This is a genomic window from Shewanella sp. S23-S33 (assembly GCF_043359565.1).
Lineage (GTDB): Bacteria > Pseudomonadota > Gammaproteobacteria > Enterobacterales > Shewanellaceae > Shewanella > Shewanella oncorhynchi.
Window position 1 is genome coordinate 77,364 of the sequence record NZ_JBHFFD010000066.1, and the last position, 20,722, is coordinate 98,085.

Annotated in this window: 23 protein-coding genes and 1 tRNA gene; 11 read left to right on the top strand and 13 right to left on the bottom strand. The window is 42.6% G+C overall.

Going from position 1 to position 20,722, the window contains the following annotated elements:
* Nucleotides 1-34: 34 nt before the first annotated feature.
* The 5 genes from lolA to ACHA99_RS18315 are packed head-to-tail and all read left to right on the top strand — an operon-like array spanning nucleotide 35 to nucleotide 3,815.
* Nucleotides 35-661, top strand: a complete 627-nt coding sequence (gene lolA / locus ACHA99_RS18295) for an outer membrane lipoprotein chaperone LolA (protein ID WP_028759940.1) — start codon at nucleotides 35-37, stop codon at nucleotides 659-661.
* A gap of 8 nt (nucleotides 662-669) precedes the next feature.
* A complete protein-coding gene (locus ACHA99_RS18300; RefSeq protein ID WP_393944279.1) occupies nucleotides 670-2,001 on the top strand; it encodes a replication-associated recombination protein A in 1,332 nt (443 codons plus the stop codon).
* On the top strand, nucleotides 1,994-2,368 hold the full coding sequence (crcB, locus tag ACHA99_RS18305) for a fluoride efflux transporter CrcB (protein WP_028759942.1): 375 nt from the start codon (nucleotides 1,994-1,996) through the stop codon (nucleotides 2,366-2,368). Before ACHA99_RS18300 ends, crcB begins: the two co-directional genes overlap by 8 nt.
* 18 nt (nucleotides 2,369-2,386) lie before the next feature.
* Nucleotides 2,387-3,673 (top strand): serine--tRNA ligase, encoded by a 1,287-nt coding sequence (gene serS / locus ACHA99_RS18310; RefSeq protein ID WP_028759943.1) that lies wholly within the window; start codon nucleotides 2,387-2,389, stop codon nucleotides 3,671-3,673.
* Between the two features lie 19 nt (nucleotides 3,674-3,692).
* Nucleotides 3,693-3,815: a hypothetical protein gene (locus ACHA99_RS18315; protein WP_028759944.1), complete on the top strand. Its 123-nt coding sequence runs from the start codon at nucleotides 3,693-3,695 to the stop codon at nucleotides 3,813-3,815.
* 99 nt (nucleotides 3,816-3,914) lie between these two features.
* On the opposite strand, the gene ACHA99_RS18320 is transcribed toward ACHA99_RS18315, so the two are convergent.
* The 6 genes from ACHA99_RS18320 to punR all read right to left on the bottom strand — a co-directional run bounded on the left by ACHA99_RS18320 (nucleotide 3,915) and on the right by punR (nucleotide 7,259).
* Nucleotides 3,915-4,253, bottom strand: coding sequence for a TusE/DsrC/DsvC family sulfur relay protein (locus tag ACHA99_RS18320; RefSeq protein WP_105252498.1), 339 nt, complete (start codon nucleotides 4,251-4,253; stop codon nucleotides 3,915-3,917).
* Nucleotides 4,247-4,528, bottom strand: a complete 282-nt coding sequence (gene tusB, locus ACHA99_RS18325) for a sulfurtransferase complex subunit TusB (RefSeq protein ID WP_105252497.1) — start codon at nucleotides 4,526-4,528, stop codon at nucleotides 4,247-4,249. The genes ACHA99_RS18320 and tusB overlap by 7 nt, the downstream gene beginning before the upstream one ends.
* A complete protein-coding gene (gene tusC / locus ACHA99_RS18330; protein ID WP_393944283.1) occupies nucleotides 4,528-4,884 on the bottom strand; it encodes a sulfurtransferase complex subunit TusC in 357 nt (118 codons plus the stop codon). Before tusC ends, tusB begins: the two co-directional genes overlap by 1 nt.
* A 14-nt stretch (nucleotides 4,885-4,898) precedes the next feature.
* A complete protein-coding gene (tusD, locus tag ACHA99_RS18335) occupies nucleotides 4,899-5,288 on the bottom strand; it encodes a sulfurtransferase complex subunit TusD (protein WP_028759948.1) in 390 nt (129 codons plus the stop codon).
* A gap of 69 nt (nucleotides 5,289-5,357) precedes the next feature.
* A complete protein-coding gene (locus ACHA99_RS18340; protein WP_028759949.1) occupies nucleotides 5,358-6,017 on the bottom strand; it encodes a Bax inhibitor-1/YccA family protein in 660 nt (219 codons plus the stop codon).
* A gap of 339 nt (nucleotides 6,018-6,356) precedes the next feature.
* Nucleotides 6,357-7,259 carry a DNA-binding transcriptional activator PunR gene (gene punR / locus ACHA99_RS18345; protein ID WP_168827717.1) on the bottom strand — a complete coding sequence of 301 codons (903 nt, stop codon included), beginning with the start codon at nucleotides 7,257-7,259 and terminating at the stop codon, nucleotides 6,357-6,359.
* A 115-nt stretch (nucleotides 7,260-7,374) separates the two neighbouring features.
* Between punR and punC the strand changes: the two genes are divergently transcribed.
* Nucleotides 7,375-8,646, top strand: coding sequence for a purine nucleoside transporter PunC (gene punC, locus ACHA99_RS18350; RefSeq protein WP_393944286.1), 1,272 nt, complete (start codon nucleotides 7,375-7,377; stop codon nucleotides 8,644-8,646).
* An 80-nt stretch (nucleotides 8,647-8,726) separates the two neighbouring features.
* A tRNA-Ser gene (locus ACHA99_RS18355) sits at nucleotides 8,727-8,817 on the top strand.
* 193 nt (nucleotides 8,818-9,010) lie between these two features.
* Here the strand turns inward: ACHA99_RS18355 and ACHA99_RS18360 are convergent.
* The 7 genes from ACHA99_RS18360 to ACHA99_RS18390 all read right to left on the bottom strand — a co-directional run bounded on the left by ACHA99_RS18360 (nucleotide 9,011) and on the right by ACHA99_RS18390 (nucleotide 16,280).
* Nucleotides 9,011-9,574, bottom strand: a complete 564-nt coding sequence (locus ACHA99_RS18360; protein ID WP_393944288.1) for a hypothetical protein — start codon at nucleotides 9,572-9,574, stop codon at nucleotides 9,011-9,013.
* Nucleotides 9,571-10,143: a hypothetical protein gene (locus ACHA99_RS18365; protein ID WP_393944290.1), complete on the bottom strand. Its 573-nt coding sequence runs from the start codon at nucleotides 10,141-10,143 to the stop codon at nucleotides 9,571-9,573. The genes ACHA99_RS18360 and ACHA99_RS18365 overlap by 4 nt, the downstream gene beginning before the upstream one ends.
* Nucleotides 10,112-10,453: a hypothetical protein gene (locus ACHA99_RS18370; protein WP_393944292.1), complete on the bottom strand. Its 342-nt coding sequence runs from the start codon at nucleotides 10,451-10,453 to the stop codon at nucleotides 10,112-10,114. The genes ACHA99_RS18365 and ACHA99_RS18370 overlap by 32 nt, the downstream gene beginning before the upstream one ends.
* Before the next feature lie 907 nt (nucleotides 10,454-11,360).
* The gene (locus ACHA99_RS18375; protein WP_393944294.1) at nucleotides 11,361-12,710 is read right to left on the bottom strand and encodes a hypothetical protein; all 1,350 of its coding nucleotides are present in this window, start codon (nucleotides 12,708-12,710) and stop codon (nucleotides 11,361-11,363) included.
* Nucleotides 12,701-13,651 carry a TniB family NTP-binding protein gene (locus ACHA99_RS18380; RefSeq protein ID WP_115334638.1) on the bottom strand — a complete coding sequence of 317 codons (951 nt, stop codon included), beginning with the start codon at nucleotides 13,649-13,651 and terminating at the stop codon, nucleotides 12,701-12,703. Before ACHA99_RS18380 ends, ACHA99_RS18375 begins: the two co-directional genes overlap by 10 nt.
* Nucleotides 13,645-15,660 (bottom strand): integrase, encoded by a 2,016-nt coding sequence (locus ACHA99_RS18385; protein WP_310802531.1) that lies wholly within the window; start codon nucleotides 15,658-15,660, stop codon nucleotides 13,645-13,647. Before ACHA99_RS18385 ends, ACHA99_RS18380 begins: the two co-directional genes overlap by 7 nt.
* Nucleotides 15,660-16,280 carry a Tn7 transposase TnsA N-terminal domain-containing protein gene (locus tag ACHA99_RS18390; RefSeq protein WP_263185797.1) on the bottom strand — a complete coding sequence of 207 codons (621 nt, stop codon included), beginning with the start codon at nucleotides 16,278-16,280 and terminating at the stop codon, nucleotides 15,660-15,662. Before ACHA99_RS18390 ends, ACHA99_RS18385 begins: the two co-directional genes overlap by 1 nt.
* A gap of 1,555 nt (nucleotides 16,281-17,835) precedes the next feature.
* On the opposite strand from ACHA99_RS18390, the gene ACHA99_RS18395 reads away from it, so the two are divergent.
* From ACHA99_RS18395 to ACHA99_RS18410, 4 genes are all read left to right on the top strand, one after another.
* Complete coding sequence (locus ACHA99_RS18395) at nucleotides 17,836-18,261, top strand: hypothetical protein (protein WP_131526074.1); 426 nt, start codon at nucleotides 17,836-17,838, stop codon at nucleotides 18,259-18,261.
* Between the two features lie 118 nt (nucleotides 18,262-18,379).
* Nucleotides 18,380-18,883 (top strand): hypothetical protein, encoded by a 504-nt coding sequence (locus ACHA99_RS18400; RefSeq protein ID WP_393944297.1) that lies wholly within the window; start codon nucleotides 18,380-18,382, stop codon nucleotides 18,881-18,883.
* Between the two features lie 113 nt (nucleotides 18,884-18,996).
* Nucleotides 18,997-19,947 carry a hypothetical protein gene (locus tag ACHA99_RS18405; RefSeq protein ID WP_393944299.1) on the top strand — a complete coding sequence of 317 codons (951 nt, stop codon included), beginning with the start codon at nucleotides 18,997-18,999 and terminating at the stop codon, nucleotides 19,945-19,947.
* 466 nt (nucleotides 19,948-20,413) lie between these two features.
* A complete protein-coding gene (locus tag ACHA99_RS18410) occupies nucleotides 20,414-20,698 on the top strand; it encodes a hypothetical protein (RefSeq protein WP_393944301.1) in 285 nt (94 codons plus the stop codon).
* Nucleotides 20,699-20,722: the final 24 nt, after the last annotated feature.

The window sequence follows — 20,722 nt, forward strand, 5'->3', positions numbered from 1 at the left end:
GATACACCCAAGGGTTTACAGGGTAAGGAATAAAATGAAAAAACGATTATGCGCTGTGTTGTTAGCTTCACCTTTGCTATTTAGCGCGGCTGTGTTTGCCGATGATGCGCAGCAGCTCAGGGAAAAATTGATTGGTACCGCGTCACTAAAAGCCGATTTCAAACAAACCGTAACAGACGTTAATAAAAAGGTTATTCAAACGGGGTCAGGCATTTTTGCCTTGGCGTATCCGAATCAATTTTATTGGCATTTAACCCAGCCCGATGAATCACAGATTGTCGCTGATGGTAAAGATTTGTGGATCTACAATCCTTTCGCCGAAGAGGTGGTCATCATGGATTTTGCTGAAGCAATCAATGCATCTCCCATCGCATTGCTCGTCCACCGCGACGATGCGACTTGGTCACAGTATTCAGTGTCCAAGAAACAAGATTGCTATGAGATCAAACCTAAGGCGATTGATTCGGGCATATTGTCCGTTAATGTTTGTTTCAAAAATGCCCAGTTAGTCAACTTTAATGTTGCCGATGATAAAGGTAATTTAAGCCTGTTTGATTTAAGCAATCAGCAAGCCATCACAAATAAAGACAAAGCCTTGTTCACCTTTGTGATCCCAGACAGCGTCGATGTTGATGATCAACGTCGTAAAGCAGCGCATTAGGCTATCGCGTGAGCAGTTTATCGTTTAATTTTGCGCCCGATTTTCGTCCCTTGGCCGCGCGCATGCGGCCAAGAACGATTAGCGAGTACATAGGTCAAGCCCATTTACTGGGTGAGGGCCAACCACTACGCAAAGCATTGGAAGCAGGGCGCGCCCATTCCATGATGTTGTGGGGACCGCCGGGCACAGGTAAAACAACCTTAGCCGAATTAATCGCACATTATTCAAATGCTCACGTTGAACGCATTTCAGCGGTCACTTCTGGCGTTAAGGACATTCGCGCCGCGATTGAGCAAGCAAAAGCCGTTGCAGAATCCCGTGGCCAACGTACTCTATTGTTTGTCGATGAAGTCCACCGATTCAATAAGAGTCAGCAAGATGCCTTTCTGCCATTTATTGAAGATGGCACAGTGATCTTTATCGGCGCGACCACAGAAAATCCGTCTTTTGAAATCAACAATGCCTTACTCTCACGGGCAAGGGTCTATCTTATCAAGCGGTTAAGCCATGATGAAATCGCCCATATAGTGACTCAAGCCTTAAACGATAACGAGCGCGGTTTAGGCCTACGACAATTTGTAATGCCGACCGATGTGCTCACAACATTGGCACAACTTTGTGATGGTGATGCCCGTAAAGCGTTAAATCTTATTGAGTTGATGAGTGATATGCTCATCGACGGTGGCACCTTTACCACTGAAATGTTAATTCAAGTGGCGGGGCACCAAGTTGCTGGTTTTGATAAGAACGGCGATCAGTTTTACGATCTTATTTCAGCAGTGCATAAATCCATTCGCGGCTCAGCACCCGATGCGGCGTTGTATTGGTTTTGTCGAATATTAGAGGGCGGCGGCGATCCGCTTTACGTGGCAAGGCGCTTACTGGCGATTGCCTCTGAAGATGTGGGCAATGCCGATCCTGCGGCGATGACAATCGCACTGAATGCCTGGGATTGTTTTCACCGTGTTGGCCCCGCCGAAGGTGAGCGAGCAATAGCACAAGCCATTGTTTATCTTGCCAGTGCGCCGAAGAGCAACGCTGTGTATACCGCATTTAAGGCGGCGCGTGCGTTAGCTCGCGAAACAGGGCAAGTCGAAGTGCCGCACCATTTACGCAATGCACCGACTCAGTTAATGAAAGACATCGGTATGGGAGCAGGGTATCGATATGCCCACGACGAAGCGAATGCCTATGTCAGTGGTGAAAATTATTTCCCCGAATCCCTGCAAACAGCACAGTTTTATTTTCCGACTGAGCGAGGGTTCGAGAAACGGATCAAAGATAAATTGGCGCAATTAGTCCAGTTAGATCAAGCCAGTGAGAACAAAAGATATGACTAACATCCTATTAGTGGCTTTCGGCGGGTCAATTGGAGCAGTTTTACGCTATCTTATTTCAATATTCATGATCCAAGTATTTGGCAGCAGTTTTCCTTTTGGTACACTGTTGGTTAATGTTATAGGTTCATTTTTTATGGGCGTAATTTACGCTCTGGGGCAAATGAGTCATATCAGCCCTGAACTCAAAGCGCTGATCGGTATCGGCCTGTTGGGCGCTTTGACAACGTTTTCGACTTTCTCTAATGAAACCTTGTTGCTGATGCAAGAAGGGGATTGGCTGAAGGCGATTTTGAATGTGGTGTTGAATCTAAGTCTATGTTTATTCATGGTGTACTTAGGTCAACAACTGGTTTTTTCTCGCATTTAACTATTAAGAATATATCACATGTTAGATCCTAAATTTTTGCGCAACGAATTAGAAGTTACCGCTGAGCGACTGGCTACCCGTGGCTTTATTTTAGACATAGCTCATCTCATTCAATTAGAAGAAAAGCGTAAGTCACTGCAAGTGGCTACCGAAGAATTACAAGCGTCGCGTAATGCCATCTCCAAATCCATTGGCCAAGCTAAAGCCCGTGGTGAAGATGTTGACGCGATTATGGCGCAAGTGGGCGATTTAGGTTCACAGTTGGATGCCAAAAAGATTGAACTGGCCGCCGTACTTGAAGAAGTCAATGCCATTGCCATGTCTATGCCTAACCTGCCTGATGAATCAGTACCAATGGGTGCCGATGAAACAGAGAACGTTGAAGTGAGACGTTGGGGTACGCCACGCACTTTTGATTTCCCGATTAAAGATCATATCGATTTAGGCGAAGGCCTAAACGGCTTAGATTTTAAAAATGCCGTTAAAATTACTGGCTCACGTTTTATCGTGATGAAAGGCCAAGTCGCCCGCTTAAACCGCGCCATTGGTCAGTTCATGTTGGACTTACATACCACAGAGCACGGTTATACCGAAGCCTATGTGCCATTACTGGTTAACGAGGCAAGCTTACTCGGCACAGGCCAGCTACCTAAGTTTGGTGAAGACTTATTCCACACTAAACCTGCGACTGAAGAAGGCCAAGGCTTGAGCCTTATCCCAACCGCAGAAGTGCCATTAACGAACTTAGTTCGCGATAGCATTGTTGATGAAGACGAGCTGCCAATAAAGTTAACTGCGCATACTGCATGTTTCCGCAGCGAAGCGGGCTCATACGGCAAAGATACCCGTGGTCTGATCCGTCAGCACCAATTCGATAAAGTTGAAATGGTGCAAATCGTTAAACCTGAAGATTCAATGGCGGCACTTGAAGCGCTAACAGGTCATGCTGAAACAGTGTTGCAGCGTTTAGGTTTACCGTATCGAACTGTGATTTTATGTACTGGCGATATGGGCTTTGGATCAAGCAAAACCTACGACATCGAAGTCTGGTTACCAGCACAAAACACCTATCGTGAGATTTCCTCTTGCTCAAACATGAAGGATTTCCAAGCCCGTCGTATGCAAGCACGTTACCGCGTGAAAGCAGATAATAAGCCCGCGCTATTGCATACGTTAAACGGCTCAGGTTTAGCTGTAGGTCGTACTTTAGTGGCTATTTTAGAAAACTATCAAAATGCTGATGGCAGTATCACAGTCCCTGAAGTTCTGCGTCCTTACATGGGCGGTTTGACTCAAATAGGCTAATGGAACACAAAATAATACTATGGATAAAGGCCAGCGCTATCTCCGTTGGCTTTCCTATACCGCTGTGATTGCAGTATTTTTTGCTGTAATGCTTGCCACCGTAGGCAAAGCCATCTGGGTTGTGTTAGAAAACGTCAAATAACCCTATCAACTTTGTTCAAGTAAAAAGAAAGGCATGTTTCCCAAGGGAACATGCCTTTTTGTTTGTGTCATGTTTACGTGATGACTTAACCCTTTGCCATTAAATACATTTAGCTGGTTTGGGCAGGCCCGCGATTTTCGTTGCTTGTTTCGCAGGTCCAATCGGGAATAGGGTATATAAGTATTTTGAATTGCCTTTGTCTGGTCCTAAGGCTTGGCCAATGGCTTTAACTAATACACGGATAGCAGGGCTAGTTTTATATTCGAGATAGAAATCTCGAACAAAGTTAATCACTTCCCAATGGGCTGGCGTAAGTACAATTTGCTCTTCTGCCGCTAACAACAGGGCCATATCGGGTTGCCAATCGTTAAGATTTTTTAAATAACCTTGATGGTCACGGGCGATTTCTGCGCCATTAAATTGCAATGGATTTACCACGTTATCACCTTGTCATGGAGTAATGATTGAGCCACAAATTCATTGTAATCGATAAGCATCACGTTCTTTAAACGTTCGGATAGGCCGCGTGCGACAACATCGTCTTTTAAAACCATCAACTTAAAGGGCGATAATGCCATTGCCCACTGGCGCAGCAGTAACGCGTTAACGCCATCGCTCGATAATAAAATCGCATCTTCCTTACAGGCGTAACGTAAACAAAGTTTCAGCGCGCTATCTCGACTGGGAGATGTTTGAATATGATGTAAAATCATTAGAATACTAAGACCTCATCCACTTGGTTTAAATGGGCTGCGATGGCTTCATCGTTGACCACTGTCACTGGGATCGACAGTAAGCCATGGCTTAAGCCGTAATCGGCTAAGGATTGCTTACAGACAAACATAGAGCCAATATCATACAGCGGCAGTGCTTTAAAGGTGGAGATGTAATCTTTAGCACCGATAAGCTCAGGCTGTTGATCTTTAATCAAATGCAACACACCTTCATCCACAAACACTAAACTCACTTCTTGTTCGAAGCTAGCGCTAAGCAGGGCAAGATCTAAACCTTCGCGGCCACGAACAGTACCATGTGGCGAGCAGCGAAATAGAATACACAATTTTTTCATAGTAGCCCTGAGAGTTAAAAACTGATCAAACGATCGGCCGATTCAATACCTGTGATTAGCTCACCTAAACCGCCCATGATAAATGACTCGCCCACATTCCAGTGGCTTAGGCCATTCTCGCTGGCATCTTGCTGACTCACAATGCCACGACGTAGCGCTGCAGAAACGCAATTGACTAACGGGACCTGATGGGATTGCGCCAGCTGTTTCCAGTCACTGATCACATCGTTTTCATCGGAGGCGGGTAAGCTTAAATCTGTGGAGTTATACACGCCATCTTGATAAAAAAACACACAGATAATCTGATGCCCAGCTAAAAGTGCAGCTTGGGAGAAGCGTAAGGCGTTAACACTCGCCGACGTGCCATAAGCGGGCCCGTTCACTTGGATAATAAATTTGCTCATTTAAAATAAAAATGGCCCTAAAAGTAGGGCCATTCTAACGCAAGTTAAGCTAAAAATCGCTAACTAGGATTAGTCATCGTTGCCTATGCCCATCAGGTGTAACAGCGCGATGAAGAGGTTTAAGAAGTCTAGGTATAACGAGATAGTCGCGCGAATGTAATTAGTTTCGCCGCCATTGACGATACGGCTAGTATCAAACAGGATAAAACCTGTCATCAGTAACGCCAAGCCTGCGTTAATTGCCATAAAGGCAACACTGTTACCCATAAAAATATTAATCACAGCGGCGGCGATCACCACAATCAAGCCGGCGAACAAGAATCCACGTAGGAAAGAGAAATCTTTCTTCGTGGTCACGGCATAGGCTGATAACGCAACGAAAATCACTGACGTTAACCCCAGTGCTTGCATGATCAGCTGTGGACCGTTTGCCATACCCGCGTAGTGATTGAGCATGTAGCCCAGTGAAGCACCTTCCATACCAGTAAAGGCAAACACCCAGAAGATACCCGCTGCAGACTCGGCTTTACGTAAAGTGACAAACAACAGTACTAGGCCACCAATCGATAAACCAATGGAGACTAATGGACTGATATTTAATGCCATTGCCAAACCCGCACACAGGGCAGAGAAGGCCAATGTCATCGATAACAGCATATAAGTGTTTTTAAGAAGTTTGTTCACTTCCAGTGTTGACGCACTCGTCGAATATAAGGTTTCTTGGGTCATGTTGATCTCCGTTGACACATTTCCAAACTGATCATTTTGATTTTTTACAGCACACTAAGTTCCCGTAAAATCCTAAAATGAACTTAACTGGTGCAATGATACCGTACATGAGATACGGGTGAAAGTCATAGAACCATGAATAACAAATTGTTAATCTTCAAAATTTTACTCAATTATTTATTTCAACTTTAACTGCAAAGCATAAAAAATAAGATTCTTGTATCTGCGTCTTCATCCACTATGAAGGTAAAGACTTAGTCTGTACATAAGCAGACGGTACACAATCACACTCAACGCTGATTTCAATGACTAGATCAACATATTGAGTTTAAAACAAGCTTAAGCCAGCCACTCTTTGTGCAATTTTTCAGTATCGCCAAGATATTCCAGCACCCAAGCGAGCGCAGGCGACATCTTGTCAGCATTCCAGGCCAAGCAACAAGGGCTTGTCTGCTTTGGATTTTCCAGTTTTTTTTCAACGAGCGCACCCGCCTTAATAAACACGCTCGCTAAATGCACTGGCATATAACCGACGCCTAAACCTTCACGGAAACAGTTAATGGCACGGATCCAATCAGGTACGACTAACCTGCGTTGATTCTCTAGTAACCAAGTCATACGTTTTGGAATTTCCCGAGAGGTATCTTCTAAACAAATCGAAGGAAAAGGGCGCAGCTCATCGTCACTTAATGGGCGGTCAATACTGGCCAAGGGATGATTTTTACTAACAAGAAACGCCCACTCAATATCCCCCATGTCTTTATATTGGTAAACGCCACCGACTGGAATTGCGGTTGTCGCACCAATAGCAATATCACTGCGACCCGTGGCGAGCGCTTCCCAAACACCGTTAAAGACTTCAATACGAATAATTAATTCAATATCATGGAAGTGTCGATAAAAGTCAGCAATTAATACGCTGATCCTGTCGGCACGGACGATATTATCAAGGGCTATGGACAAGGTGGGTTGCCAACCATTTGCCACGCGCTGAGTGCCACGTTTCATCTCGTCCATCTGCGTGAGCAAGGTTCTGGCTTGCTTCACAAAATGTTCACCCGCTGGTGTTAACGTTACGCTGCGATGATGCCGTTCAAAAAGAATGACGCCGAGTTCTTCTTCTATTTGCTTGACCGCGTAGCTCACGGCAGAGGGCACTTTATGTAGCCGATTCGCCGCCGCGGTGAAACTACCTACACGAGCCACAATATCAATGAGTTCTAGCGCTTGTTCTGAGAGCATAACTGACGTCCATTCCAATGAAAATAATTGATAGCACAAGTCAAAAATAAACGTTTCCAATAAATTTAACAAGTCTTTAGACTGTACACTTTAGTCAATCCGACCCGATTATTTTATGAAAACGTCTAGTAACACCTTTGTAAACATAAAGTTCTTTATGTTTCTATTCTATTTAGCCATGTTGAGCATGCTTGGCTTTATTGCCACTGACATGTATTTGCCTGCTTTCAAAGCAATTGAAGGCTCATTTAACAGCACACCATCACAGGTGGCGATGTCACTGACCTGTTTCCTTGCGGGTCTTGCCTTAGGTCAGCTGCTTTATGGCCCGTTAGTCAATAAAATCGGCAAACGTTGGGCACTGATCTTTGGCCTTGTTTTATTTGCCATTGCTAGCGTGTTTATTGCCAACAGTGATTCTATATTAATGCTCAATACCGCGCGCTTCTTCCAAGCCATTGGCGCCTGTAGCGCAGGGGTTATTTGGCAAGCTATTGTGGTAGAACAATATGATGCCTATAAAGCCCAAGGTATTTTCAGCAACATTATGCCATTGGTTGCATTATCGCCTGCATTAGCACCAATCCTTGGCGCTTATATTCTGAACGAATTAGGCTGGCGTGCAATCTTTATCTCCTTGTGTGTTATCGCTTTTCTGCTGGTATTGATGACCTTGTACTTTGTTCCAGGCAAGAGTCAACATAAACACAGTGAACATGTTGCTGTATCTTATGGGCAAATTTTGAAAAACACCCGCTATTTAGGCAACGTCGTGATCTTCGGTGCCTGTTCCGGTGCTTTCTTTGCCTACTTAACTGTGTGGCCGATTGTGATGGAAATGCACGGTTATCAAGCGACTGAAATTGGGTTAAGTTTTATCCCGCAAACCATCATGTTTATTGTCGGTGGTTATGCGAGTAAGTTACTGATAAAACACATTGGCGGGCATCAAACACTCAATATCTTGTTGTCAGTTTTCGCAGCCTGCGTTATTTCGATCATCATGTTCACGCTGATTTATCCCGCGAGCACGATTTTCCCACTGCTTATTTCGTTCTCGATTTTGGCCGCAGCTAATGGCGCTATTTACCCAATAGTCGTGAACAGCGCGCTACAGCAGTTTAGTCAGAATGCCGCTAAGGCCGCTGGATTACAGAACTTCTTACAGATCAGCATTGCCTTTGGAGCATCTAGCTTAGTTGCTATGTGGGCAAGCCTAGGTGAAGTGGCGATTGGTTGGGGTATCCTATGTTGCGCTATTTTAGTTGTGGTCGGCTATATACTTAAGAGTCAACAAGAGTGGGGCGACTTTGCCAAACATTTCACTAAGCCAGATCCCGCACGGGTAGGCATAATGTCCGATGTGAAGCAAAATCCAGCGGATTGAGTGTAATAGCAACAATTGGCGCATAATTGAGAGTTAGTGCTTTACAGTCAACAGACTTACTTATATTATGCGCCTCGTTCGGAGGGGTGGCAGAGTGGTTTAATGCACCGGTCTTGAAAACCGGCGTGGGTTTATAGCCCACCCAGGGTTCAAATCCCTGCTCCTCCGCCATATTTAGTCAAAAAGCCGCTAAGCAATTAGCGGCTTTTTGCATTTTAGCTATTTTAGTCTTGCGTTTCTGATCCGAAACGCAGCGCCTCAGCCATATTTCACAAGCAAGACCATCAGCAATGATGACTTTGCTTGTATTATTTAACTCTAGATTTCCTCATTCAACATGATTCACTAACAATCTCAGCCATCATTACACTTTGGGTAATTTGTGTTGGACCATGGCCAGCGCAAAGGAGTTCCAGTTTGCATTAGCATAGCTACTCACCAGATCCCGGAGTGTTGTCGGTTCGCCAGCGTTATCCACCGGTTGCAAAATTATCCGCAAATTCAGCGCATTGAAGTAATCTCGCCGCTCCACCACAAAAAACTGCTTCTTGTAGGGGAGTAGCAATGTGTCCTCAGCTTGCGCATTAAACTCACGCGCGGCTAAATAGCCAGTAAACCAATGATTGAGTAATGTGTCGCATTGTTTAGTATGGAATAAACTTCCCCAATCATCCCCAAGTATGGCTTGACCCGACAGGACTCGCTGGCAATGATGAAAATCGATAAACCCTAGCTCACGTGTAATCACTTGTTGGCAATGCTTAAGCTGGAAATCTGAGTGTAAGATGCCCAACTTCGCCATTAAGGTCGCGACTCTTTGCTTGGCTAACGGCTCATCCTGCTGACAAGCTTTGAGCAGTTTTTTAGCGCGAACTTTGGTTTCATTTAATGCGATGGCGCTTGAATCTTTCATCTTGGCTAACTTCATTTTGCATTACCTCCATGACTGACTCGATTTGCTCGCGGCACGTGAATGAAAGGCCAAATACTGATGATCAATAAACTCAAGAGACAAGCTAAGATGTCCGCGATTGGAAAGGCCATCCACAACTCAATCAAAGCGTTTGACATGATATTAATGTTTAATGCGCCTGTGATAAATGAAATCTCTGTAAAGGATAGTTGAGGTAACAGGACCAGCAGGGGCAGTAACAAACCATAGATTTTTATCCCAGATAATAGCAATGCAAGCTTAGGGCGATTTGTGCCTTGATACACAGCAATCGCAATACCTGTGATCCCCGCCAAAGGTAAAGCGATAAATGTCACACTCGAAATCTTAATACAGGCGGCAATGAGTGCGGGGGCATCGGTGAACACGCGAAATACCGAGTTAGGAAAACCCATAAATACGATTGTCACAAACGCCAATAAATGATCAAGCTGGGCGAGTGACACGATAGTCACTATCAGGCCGCAACATAGGGCTAACGCAAAACCAGTGTTCGCGATTTGACTCGCCTTATTAAACTCGCTTGCCCCTAAAAATCGGCTCACTAAGGTCGCAGTTCCATTGTAATGGGAAGGCAATCGTTACCCCAGCCAATGCATCGGCGCCGATGTATTTCAAAATAAAATAAGAGTCGACTAAGTTGTAGCTGCCACTGAGCATCATGGCGAAGGCCATGGGTAATGCAAAACGCAAATAAAAAGTAGGGATAGCTAATGTACCTAAGGACTCTGTTGACTGAGAGCTTGAGTGAGATTTCCTGTGGGAGGGTGTTTCGGTGGCAGCCAAGGGTACAATGTCAGAAGGTTCAACATTGATACCGGCGGGTTTGAAAGTGTTAGCGGTTGCATGTTTCACAAACAATTCTCCTAAGTTTATTGGCATTCCGCTAAGCCAAACTTATTTGATTGCTGTGGGTTCGATATGAAATCGATTCGCAACGCTGTTAATTTATCAGAGTGATATCATCTTTTGCGGACAGGCTTCTCTGCAACTTCCATTTACAAGCAAATAGCAACAAACCATCATCTAGTCCCCAAGCACCAAACTTAGTTAATTGTACCAATACACAAATAAGAGCAGGTAAGATGGCCCAGAGAATTTCGGCGGAAAAAAGCAAATCTCAGTCTGCCGCGAAATTTCATTCTGAGTGGACACGAACACAAATGTGTTCGTGGTCACACAGAATGAGAATCTCAGGCAGCCGTAATTGAACTTATTCAATGACTTGACGGTTTAACAAAATAACAACATTGCCATTCAAGTTGAGATTTTTGAACATTTTTGCCACCTAAATTGAGATTTGTTTTTCACCTTAAAATCAATAGCTTGGTGGTGACACTATGCTTTATCGCCGCCAATCTATTCATTTTCCACAAATCAAATATCAAGTCAACGCATATCAGATTGCTTCAAGGTTTCTACTTACATATGTTGTAGGTGTGGTAAGTGAGCCGCCGACAATACAGGCGTATATTTAAAAATCTAAACGAATTGAAATTTGCGCGGATAAAACGCCATGATTTAAATCGTATCTGAGTGCGGAGGTCTGCTACATATATTTGGAACGGATATTGGGTGCAGGACGATATTGCTTTAATGAGTTAAGCGATGGGGATAATAAGTGGGATTTATATGAATGGCTTTCAGCTTAAAGCCCACATCATTACCGATGACGAATGTGGGCATTAACCTTAGTGTCTATGCTTTAATTTAAATCGTAAGTATTTTATATATATAGGTTTTAACAGGCGATATTGCTTCATTATATGAGTGATAACTGCATCGGTTTTTGTTGCTGGCGTATTTGTAGTACATCTTCAAATTGGCAAAGTGCCAGACTGCCGGCACGCGCGACGCGAGGAGGGCGAAGTTTACCCATTTTTCTAAGTGCGTGAAGTAGCTCCATGGGTAAGCCTGTTAATGATACCGCTTTCTCTAGGGAGATAGCGTCATATTGCCGCTTGCTAAAGACGTCCTTTGCAAACCGTATAAAAGACGCCGGTTCGCACCAGATAGCACGTCGTAAATTGTGACCTTCGCCATATCCTAACTGCAGGCGGCCTTCTTTGAATCCTATGAGAATGTCATACATTTCAACATCATTATGTACCATGACCTCCGTGAGTGTTGATAAGCACACCATGCCAGGTTGGATGTCGTTACCGACTAACAACTGGAAAATAGGTGCAACATCAATTTGGCTATTATGGTGAAGTCTGCTTTTACGTGCATGTTTCACTAAATTAACGTGTTGAAGCAGCTGCAGTTCTTCTGGCCTCAGCTCAAGTAGCCGAGATGCTTTTCCAAATGGAAGCCATTGTTCTGTCACCGAAAGAGCAATGCCATCTGCGGGGGGAGCTGGGATAACAATATCTAACGTAGCGGCAGGCCACGTGCAGGAAAGTGTTTCAAGGAACTGCACAATAGCCACACTGCGGATATTGTGAGGTAGTAAAGATGAGGTTGCCTGAAGTGTCTTTTGTACCCACTCTCGAAAAAATGCATTATCCGTTAATAACCGGTATCCCTTTTCGAGCATGTTTTCATAAAATGGCAGTGAAGCATAGGCGTTCGGTTTGAGCGCCATGATGTGCTCTTTTTCCAATACCAGTGCGGCATAGAGGCAATCTGACACTTGAGCCTCACTCAATGAACGTACATTTTCTGACGAGGGTTTCAGTTGTACCCCGCATCGAGGAGAAGTACAGTGCCCTTTTATAAGTGGAATATCCCAAGCAAGGCTTTCGTAACACGTGGTGCATTGACTCGTCAGTGCAGATTGGTGTTTGGAGCAGGCATGACAAAACGGATTTTGCACTTCCGTTAACAGGTAGCCATCTTCATTCAAGCACTGAATACACACTTTAGGGTTGAGTTGAATGTTGCGGTTAAACATCGGATTGATAATCGTAGAAAACACATCACCTTGGCTTATTGGTATGCCAAATTTAGCATTCAGAGCCGGTGTAATTTGAAGCTTAATAATGTTATTTTGCTCAGTTGACGACACCATACTCCCAATCCTTGCGTAACCATTAACGCGCGCTAAACGAAGAAGGTAACTGATGCTAACTTCATCAGGTTTTCTCTGTGGCGAAAAGGCTAAAGACACGTTTTCAACTCCCGCTTTAATTTCTGGTATTCATGTGTGACCGCAGCGTCTATTGCCCTATAGCTATATTCAGACTCATCAAAGGGATTATTGACGTTTTGGCTGTAAATATAAAAGTTCGCTTTTAAACGCATCATCAGTGTGTGGCGGTCTTTGATATGACTCATATCTTCACGCATGAATAAGCCATCAAGGGTACTGAAGCTGCGCTCCATATAGGCAACGTAAAGTCTATCTAATAGCTCTTTATCCTCGATACCAATTTGAGGAGCGCTGATTTGCTGTAGAAAGCTGTTGATACAATCAACCCATTCTTGCGTTCTCGGTAAGATACGATGCAGTTTTACTGACCTCAGCATTCTGCGACTGAGTTGCTCGTTGTCGTCGACGGTTTTATCCACTTCGCCGAAGGTCAGGAGTCGCATGGCCCGCTCACTACCGATAAAGACAATTGAACAAGTGAGCGTGTCGAGTAGGGCGCAGAAGTATTTCAACATGTCTAATGCAATTTTCCCTTGTTTAGCAGGAAAAACCTGTTGAATTTCATCAAGAATAATGAGTTCGACACCACGTGCTTTAATCAGAAATCGAAATTGCTTATCTAACTCACCCGCAGCAACTTTACCTATTGGGGGCTGCACGCCTAATTCCGTTATCAACAGTCGCAAAATATCATCAACTTTGCTTTTCGCTTCTTGAAAACGGTAAGTGAATATCGGCAGACGAATGTGGTCGACTTCTTTCACCGGAGGAAACTGAGCGGCATAACATTCAGCGATGTAGGTTTTGCCTTCGCCCGATTTACCATAAATGAGCACGCCTTTTTTATTATTGGGAAGGTGACACATTTGATGAACTCGCCCAATTTGTTCATGGGCGTGTTTAACCAATGTATGTTTAACAATAAAGGTGTCTACAGGTGTAGGTATGCTGACTACCATAAGGCTTTAGTGTCCCTTTGCGTGTTATCAATAATTTGTTCTGGTTCATTCAGTTGGCTTGCGCGTTGTTTGTCAGCCAATTCAGTCTTGTCTAATGAGTTTTGCCACTTAATATCTTTTAACGAATCAGTCGCATTGGCATTCTGAATGCGCTGCTCGATTGACAGTTCTTTTGCATTATTGTCTTCAAACGAACTTGTCGGTTTGCCACTTCGTTTAATACGTACTGTTTTGGCGGGAATGAAACGGTCAATCGTGACGGCATATTGACCGGTAACCTGATGTTTTTCAGTTTGGAAAATGTGTTGTCCTTTCTGCACTTTGCCATTTAACTGTGCAAAGGAAACGGGCCAACGCGAGTTGATTTCTTCATCATAATTATAAGCAACGATTGACCTGGCCTCTGTCTCGTTCGGGAGCGCAACGCTGACAGTGACACTGCTTGCATCATAGGGGTTGTAAAACACCTGAACGGTGGGGTTGACGTTTTTGTGACCATAGGTCATGAGTAACGTATGCACTTTTTTCAGTTCAACACTGGTGAAGCGGTGTTTCAATACACGGACAAAACCTCTTGAATCGAGTTGCTGCTCATGCGCCTGTGTCGCGACATGGAAGTGGTGCTTAATAGAATCGTAATCATAATAAGATTGCACCACCCTAGATTGCTGCCAACAGAATATCGGTGAACAATTTAACCCTGAATGGGTCTTGTGAGCGTATTCTGTCAGCATGGTATTGATTATCTTTGTGAACGTACTGGCAGTGATATGCGTATTCTTAAGTGGATTTATTTTTGTTCTAGTGCCTTTTTTCGGATAGGTATTTAAACCAACAGTGCGGTTGCCGGCTGAATCCGTCACCACCATCGATTCAAATTTTTGCCTAAACACTCTAAAGTGCGATTCTACAAAGGGTTTCGCTGACGGTGTATTCGAAGGGGTATAAACGATATTGCTCCCCAGCTGTTCACATAGACTCTTAATTAACTTGTTGTTAAATGCAGGGCCATTATCCATGATGAACGTATCTGTCTTACCGCAAAAGGGGAGATTGTCGTCACGCAAATACGTATTTTGGATCAACTGTAAAACAACCTCCGTCGCTTCTCCTTTGCCATAATCAAAAACCATACTTAGCGGTGCACGCGTATAACAATCAAGTGCATAATAGATGACCACAGGCTCAGTTAGCTCCCCCGTGACATCATCAATAACACGGATATTTGTGTGCAAACAATCGAGTTCAACACGTTGCAATGGGTAATGCAGTTTTATCCGTTTAATCAGGTTAAGTGAGAGCTGCTGACGTTCAGCGTGGGGAGTTTTTGGATCGTCTAATTTGTCACAAATCGACTGTCTCGCTTCAATTCTGCGCGAAAACGTTCGTTTGCTTGCAACGATAATATTGGGATTTGTTTCACGTGCTTTCAGCGCATCTTGTTTGTAACAAGCATAATGACCCGTAGCCACTTTATGGCGACTATCTTGGTAAGTCGTGCTCAAATACGTGTCGATTAACGCGTTAGACTCCTCACCGATACGAGGGGTATGTGAGCGTGATTTACAGATTAAACTGTCATCATTGAAACGTGAGCTTATCCAAGTCTTCCAGTAACGGTTAATCGTTGTTTTCTTGGGATGTTCAGCCCCTCTGAGTGCAGGGTAATTCTCCTCAACAACTTCAATCATTTTCTGATAGGTAGTGGACGTCGTCGGCTTTAGGGTTTCGTCGTTCTGCAGCATGTCGCGCAGCGTATGAATATAAACAATCCGCGAATCCCGAGTCGCTTGCTGTACTGGGGACAAAATGAGACGCGTTTTTTCGACCGGTTTGGGGAAAAGGGTTTTCTCATGCAGTTTTGTGCTAAATACATCTAGCGCTAAGAACTCTCGCGTTTTTTCATCATCATCCACTTCGAGCAAAATCGACACGTCATCAGCAAACAAGACCGTCATGATGTCGCCGTTGCTATTGTGGAATTGATGGTCACGCGCCTGAGCAAACATCACGATAGCATCACCTTATTCAGGGTTGTGCTTGCCAGTAGCAACTGTGATTTGTCGAATTGGTAAAAACCGGCTCCGACTAAATGATATGCATCACCCACGGATGTTTGGCTTCTAGGCTTGAGCCAATCGACTAACGCCTCAAATGTCAATAATTCAGGTAGGTCTGCATGGTTGAGCGTACATGATAACCGTGCAGAACGCCGATTAGCGATTAACTGGAGGTTGGTATAAATCATGGGCGTTAACTGACGCTCATCAACGAGGACGATAGGGACATTAGCCGTCTTAAGTGAGTATTCATTGAATAGTGCTAATCGCGACTGGAAGTCTTTCGTGATATGACTTGAATGATGGACTTCAATAAATGCCGCAGTACCATTAGCATATTTAATAAGAAAATCAGGTGTATATCGAATGGTCTTATTGGTAATACTGTCATGGAGATGCAGGCTTTCAGGCTGCGCAGCATAGGCAACGATATTCGGTTCACACTCCATCTGCGCCGCAATACACAATTCAAGGAATGATTCGACCTTCAGCGGGGCTTGATTCTTCTGCGAAAAATATTGATATACATGCCTGCCGCGTGATTTATTCGCTTTATACTTGTTACTCACGTTACACCTCTTGCTACATTTCAGAGTGCTAACCGTTAATTTGCAGCGGAAAAATTAATCTCTGCTAAAATTAAAGGTTACCCCTATGGATAAGGCAAACGTCTTTCTCGACATGGGGAAAGCGCTCACGTGTGTTTGTTAACACGCGAGCAGCATATTCAATTTTCGAAAATCCACAAAAACTTGTGAATTTTCGTGCAAGGCACAATTCATTTTAAAAAAACATCCAGGCGTTCATCACGCTTCTATGCCCCCCAATCGCCATTGATACCTCGCTGTTTTATTTCAATTCTTTTAGCTTGAAAACGTATTTTAAAAACGCATTACATTCAAAAAATGCATTCACTATTATTTTTAAAAATCATTGTTTTTAAAGCATTAATTTTTAAAATATGCCCTGCACAAGCGCACTTCGACTGTAAACATATCTTTACAAAATGACGATATGAACATCGCTAACTTAAGGGTAAGCCGATTAACCCACATTAAAATTTGTTACTACATAACAATGATATAAACGACGAATTAACCTTAAATTTGTCAGCAAAAAATATTTTTGAGGAAATGGAGAATTTTTTTAGCAAACCGTGAAAAAGGGCAAGTTTATTGTTTTTAATTACGCATAACCCATTCGAAAGTTGCCCCTGATGTCGCGATTTGGAAATGCATGTTTGTTTGGCCAGATAAACGCATGCTGAACCTCGATGGGCAAGACGCGCTAAACACGCCGGAATACAGCTGCATGCCTTCATGTGGCGGATTAACGCGAGAGTTGAGAAAGGGGCAAATGTCTGAAGCGTACTCTATTTGTTGTCCACAGAGAGGGGAAGGTTGGTGATATGACTGATAACATTACCATCTATAACGTTTTTGCTTGCCAAGGCATGCGGGTATTAGACCTTAGATACCGAACCTACTTCTGGCTAGGGTAATGAACTGCGGTCGATCCGTTCATCCCTGGGTCACAATAAAATATACGAATGCAACGACGAACAGTGGATACAACAATGCCAATCTTAAGTTATCAATATGGAAGTCTGTTCTAAATAGCTTATGCCCCAAAGCTTGTTTCAAAGTTAAAAATGCAAGTAGGGCGAATAAAGCTTTGGCTATAGAAAAGCTAATGTGATGAGGTTACTTTCAACCTAGAAGTCATGCCCATCCGATCTTTCAAATGCCTGCTAATACTCATGTCAGGATAGCCATTCCCTCAAGACGAAGCGGAATGACCGACAAAAAGTAGCCAGACTTATAGACGCAAGCCTGTTAGGGGACGTGCTGCGAGTGTCAGCCTGAATGTGGGGGCGAAATGCTGTCGACTAAGGTCAATAATCAGTCGAAAGTAATCGTAAAAAAATGAGAAAGCTAAAACGATATCAAGTGATTACCCATCAAACAGTATAAAAAACCGCTACCGCAAAAAAGCAAATTCCTATAGCATCATTCATACCCATTTACACGGATGTGGCAACGGCCAAGTCCAACAAGCGATTTATGCCTTACAAACAGCGCAGCGCATAAATACTAAGACGTTATGCAGGAAAAGGAGTTTTCAATGAAGCATAGAATAGTCAGTCTTTTCTTCTGTTTTGTATTTTCTTGCTGGACTGTCGCCGCTACAGCAGCGGGGCGTGATTATAAGTGTGTCGTTGAAAGGGTATCTTCTGCATCTGGTGATAACGGGAGTTCACACCAATTCTATGTAGATAACTACGTAGGAAGGGACTTCTCAGTGGATAGAGCTAGCGGTGTGATGGCCGGTGCACTCAAAAATTCATATGTAACAGAACCTCAAGTTATAGATTTTGGTTCATCTGAGAATGCCTATAAAGTGGTCGCAACTATGAGAGTAGATCAAGGTGCTGGAGCTGGATCGAGTGTTTATGCGCTCACTATCGAAGAGTTTGAATCAGGCCCTGAAAAGCCTTTTGTATTCTTAATGAATGCGACGGTATTTTTTGGAAAGTGCGAGCACTACTGAAATGCATAACAAACCGCTGAAATTCGTTACGGCCACAAAAAGCGTGGCCTTCACTAGGACTCGCTTTGCTCGCCTTCTAGCGGGGCGTTATACACCTAATTCGTAACTGAGAGTCTGAATGTATCAAATTGATTTAATGACAATCCCTGTTTATAGAATTAAACGTGAAGTATATTACGAACAGAGAAGTGTATTTACTGAAAATAGGATCTTTGGTGGTTCTGATGCTGAATTTAAAAGGAAGTATTGTGAAGATAATCCAGATTATTTAAGTATTTATAAAAATGCAATACATAAAAATTATGGTGGGGCTTGGGAATATAATGAAATAATAGGTTTTATTAAACTACATATTTTAGGTTCACAAATTAGAGGCGAATATTGGCAAGATGATAAAAAACGGTTTGTTAAATCGAGAACTAAGCAGTTCAAATATGTAACTCATAAATTAGCTCCTGAGAATTCGTTTTACAAAGAGGCAACAAACGCAGAAATCTACCAAACTATTTGCTCATACGTCGATGATTGTCGTAATGAATTAAAAGGTCGTCACATTGACGATTCTAACCTCAAAAACATAGGTAAATACGTAGATTGGAAGTCATTAATCAAAGGTGTATAACAATTTGATTAATTTGACTAAAAGCCGGAGTCTATTTTCGTTACGCTCAAGTTTAGCCCACAATTTTTCGCCAGTTTTTAAGGCGCTATACCTATTGAAAGGATTTGCGATAGATGAGCAAAATTGAAGAAAGTCTTATCATATTCTTCGATATCGAAAAACAGGTACGTGAGCATATAAATACTCATAGATATCAGAAGGTTTTGATTTCAGAGTTAGATAACTGGAATCAAATATGTTGTTCATTGGATACCCTTGGTGACACTGGCTTGGCATTGCAAAGCTACTTTAAATCGGAATATCCTGAGGAAACTGGATTATCGTATATCTATACATACGGGCTACTACAAGCATTATTTATACAGCAAGATGCAATGAATCATTTATCAGAAGCATTTGATGTACCATATGAACTGTCAGAAGAATTAAAAGGTATTAGAGCAGTTAGAAATGCCTCAATAGGTCACCCAACAAAGAATCAAGTAAAGAAAACAACGTACTTTAATCACATATCTCGTATTTCTATGAGCAAAGGTGGTTTCACCCTTGCTCGTTTCTACGACGAGGGTAAAAGTGAGTTCATCGACGTAGATTTTTCGGAAATTGCAGAAACACAGCTGATGGGCATCAATACAGCATATCTATCAATTAATGAAAGGCTTCGAGAAATTGACGAAAAGCATAAGGCTAAATTTATGGAAAAACCGCTAGTAGACATCCTTCACTCAGAAATGAGATATATGTTTGAGAAAGTAGGACAAGCTATTTACTCGCCTTCGAGCTCAAATGTCTCCTTTGGTTTTAAAATGCTTGAGTCGATTGAAAAAACATATAATGAGTTTCAAGGTGCACTGCAAGAAAGAAACGAGCTTACTGATTATACTAAGTACGACCTTGATGAATATTTTCATGGCATTGATCGAGTAAAAGATTATTTGACAAACTCAAATACTAATGATTTTTCTGAGTCTGACGCCAGAATTTACTTGTACTACCTGCAAGAAAATCACAAAAGGTTCGAAGGTATTGCACGAGAAATAGACGAAAGTTACGAGGAAGAATAGATATCAAGTTGCTTTAAGTGACAAAAAAACAGCTGGTATTACTTGTTCTCGCTAATTTTTTTGCTAGCCATTTTACTGCATTTTTAGCAAAAGGTTACCCCATAGAAATTTTAAATCGAAACTCACTAACTCGAGCTAAAAGTCCAACTCGGAAATGTCCCATACGCATCTTAGTCCGTCAAGTTGCCTTGTGTTCTTAGCATTAGCGTATTAGCCTGTAAATGACAATCATTTGCATTTATCAAATATTTATGGTATTATAAGGGTATGGGCTAGTTCTAGCCTCAATTGTTCTACTCAATATATAAACCATATATCGTCATATCGTCGTTACCCTTATATCTTCTCAATAAGTTATTTCTTTTCAAAAGGAGGTATTCTCATGCCTGAATAAAAATATGCACTCAATTAATAGAATTATTTCCAACTAAGTAAGCTGATTATGAAAAATTATAAGGAACAAAATATGCTAAGTAAACAAAGCCAGGGTTATTTAAATGATGTTAACAATCGCATAAAGAAGCATCAAGGTGAGGTAAACATCATTACAACTCATCCAATTCCAGAAATATATAAGCTTGTATTTCTAAGTGGAATGCCTAGTTATATGATTAATGCTAAAGAACTTCATGGAAAAAATACTGAGGGAAGTATAGTCCATCTAAATGATATTATTTACACGGTAGTAAAACGACTAACCATATCTAGTAAGGTTCTAGAGCTACATCTAGATGATGTATCAACTCAATAAAGTAAAGAAATCTAATATGGCACT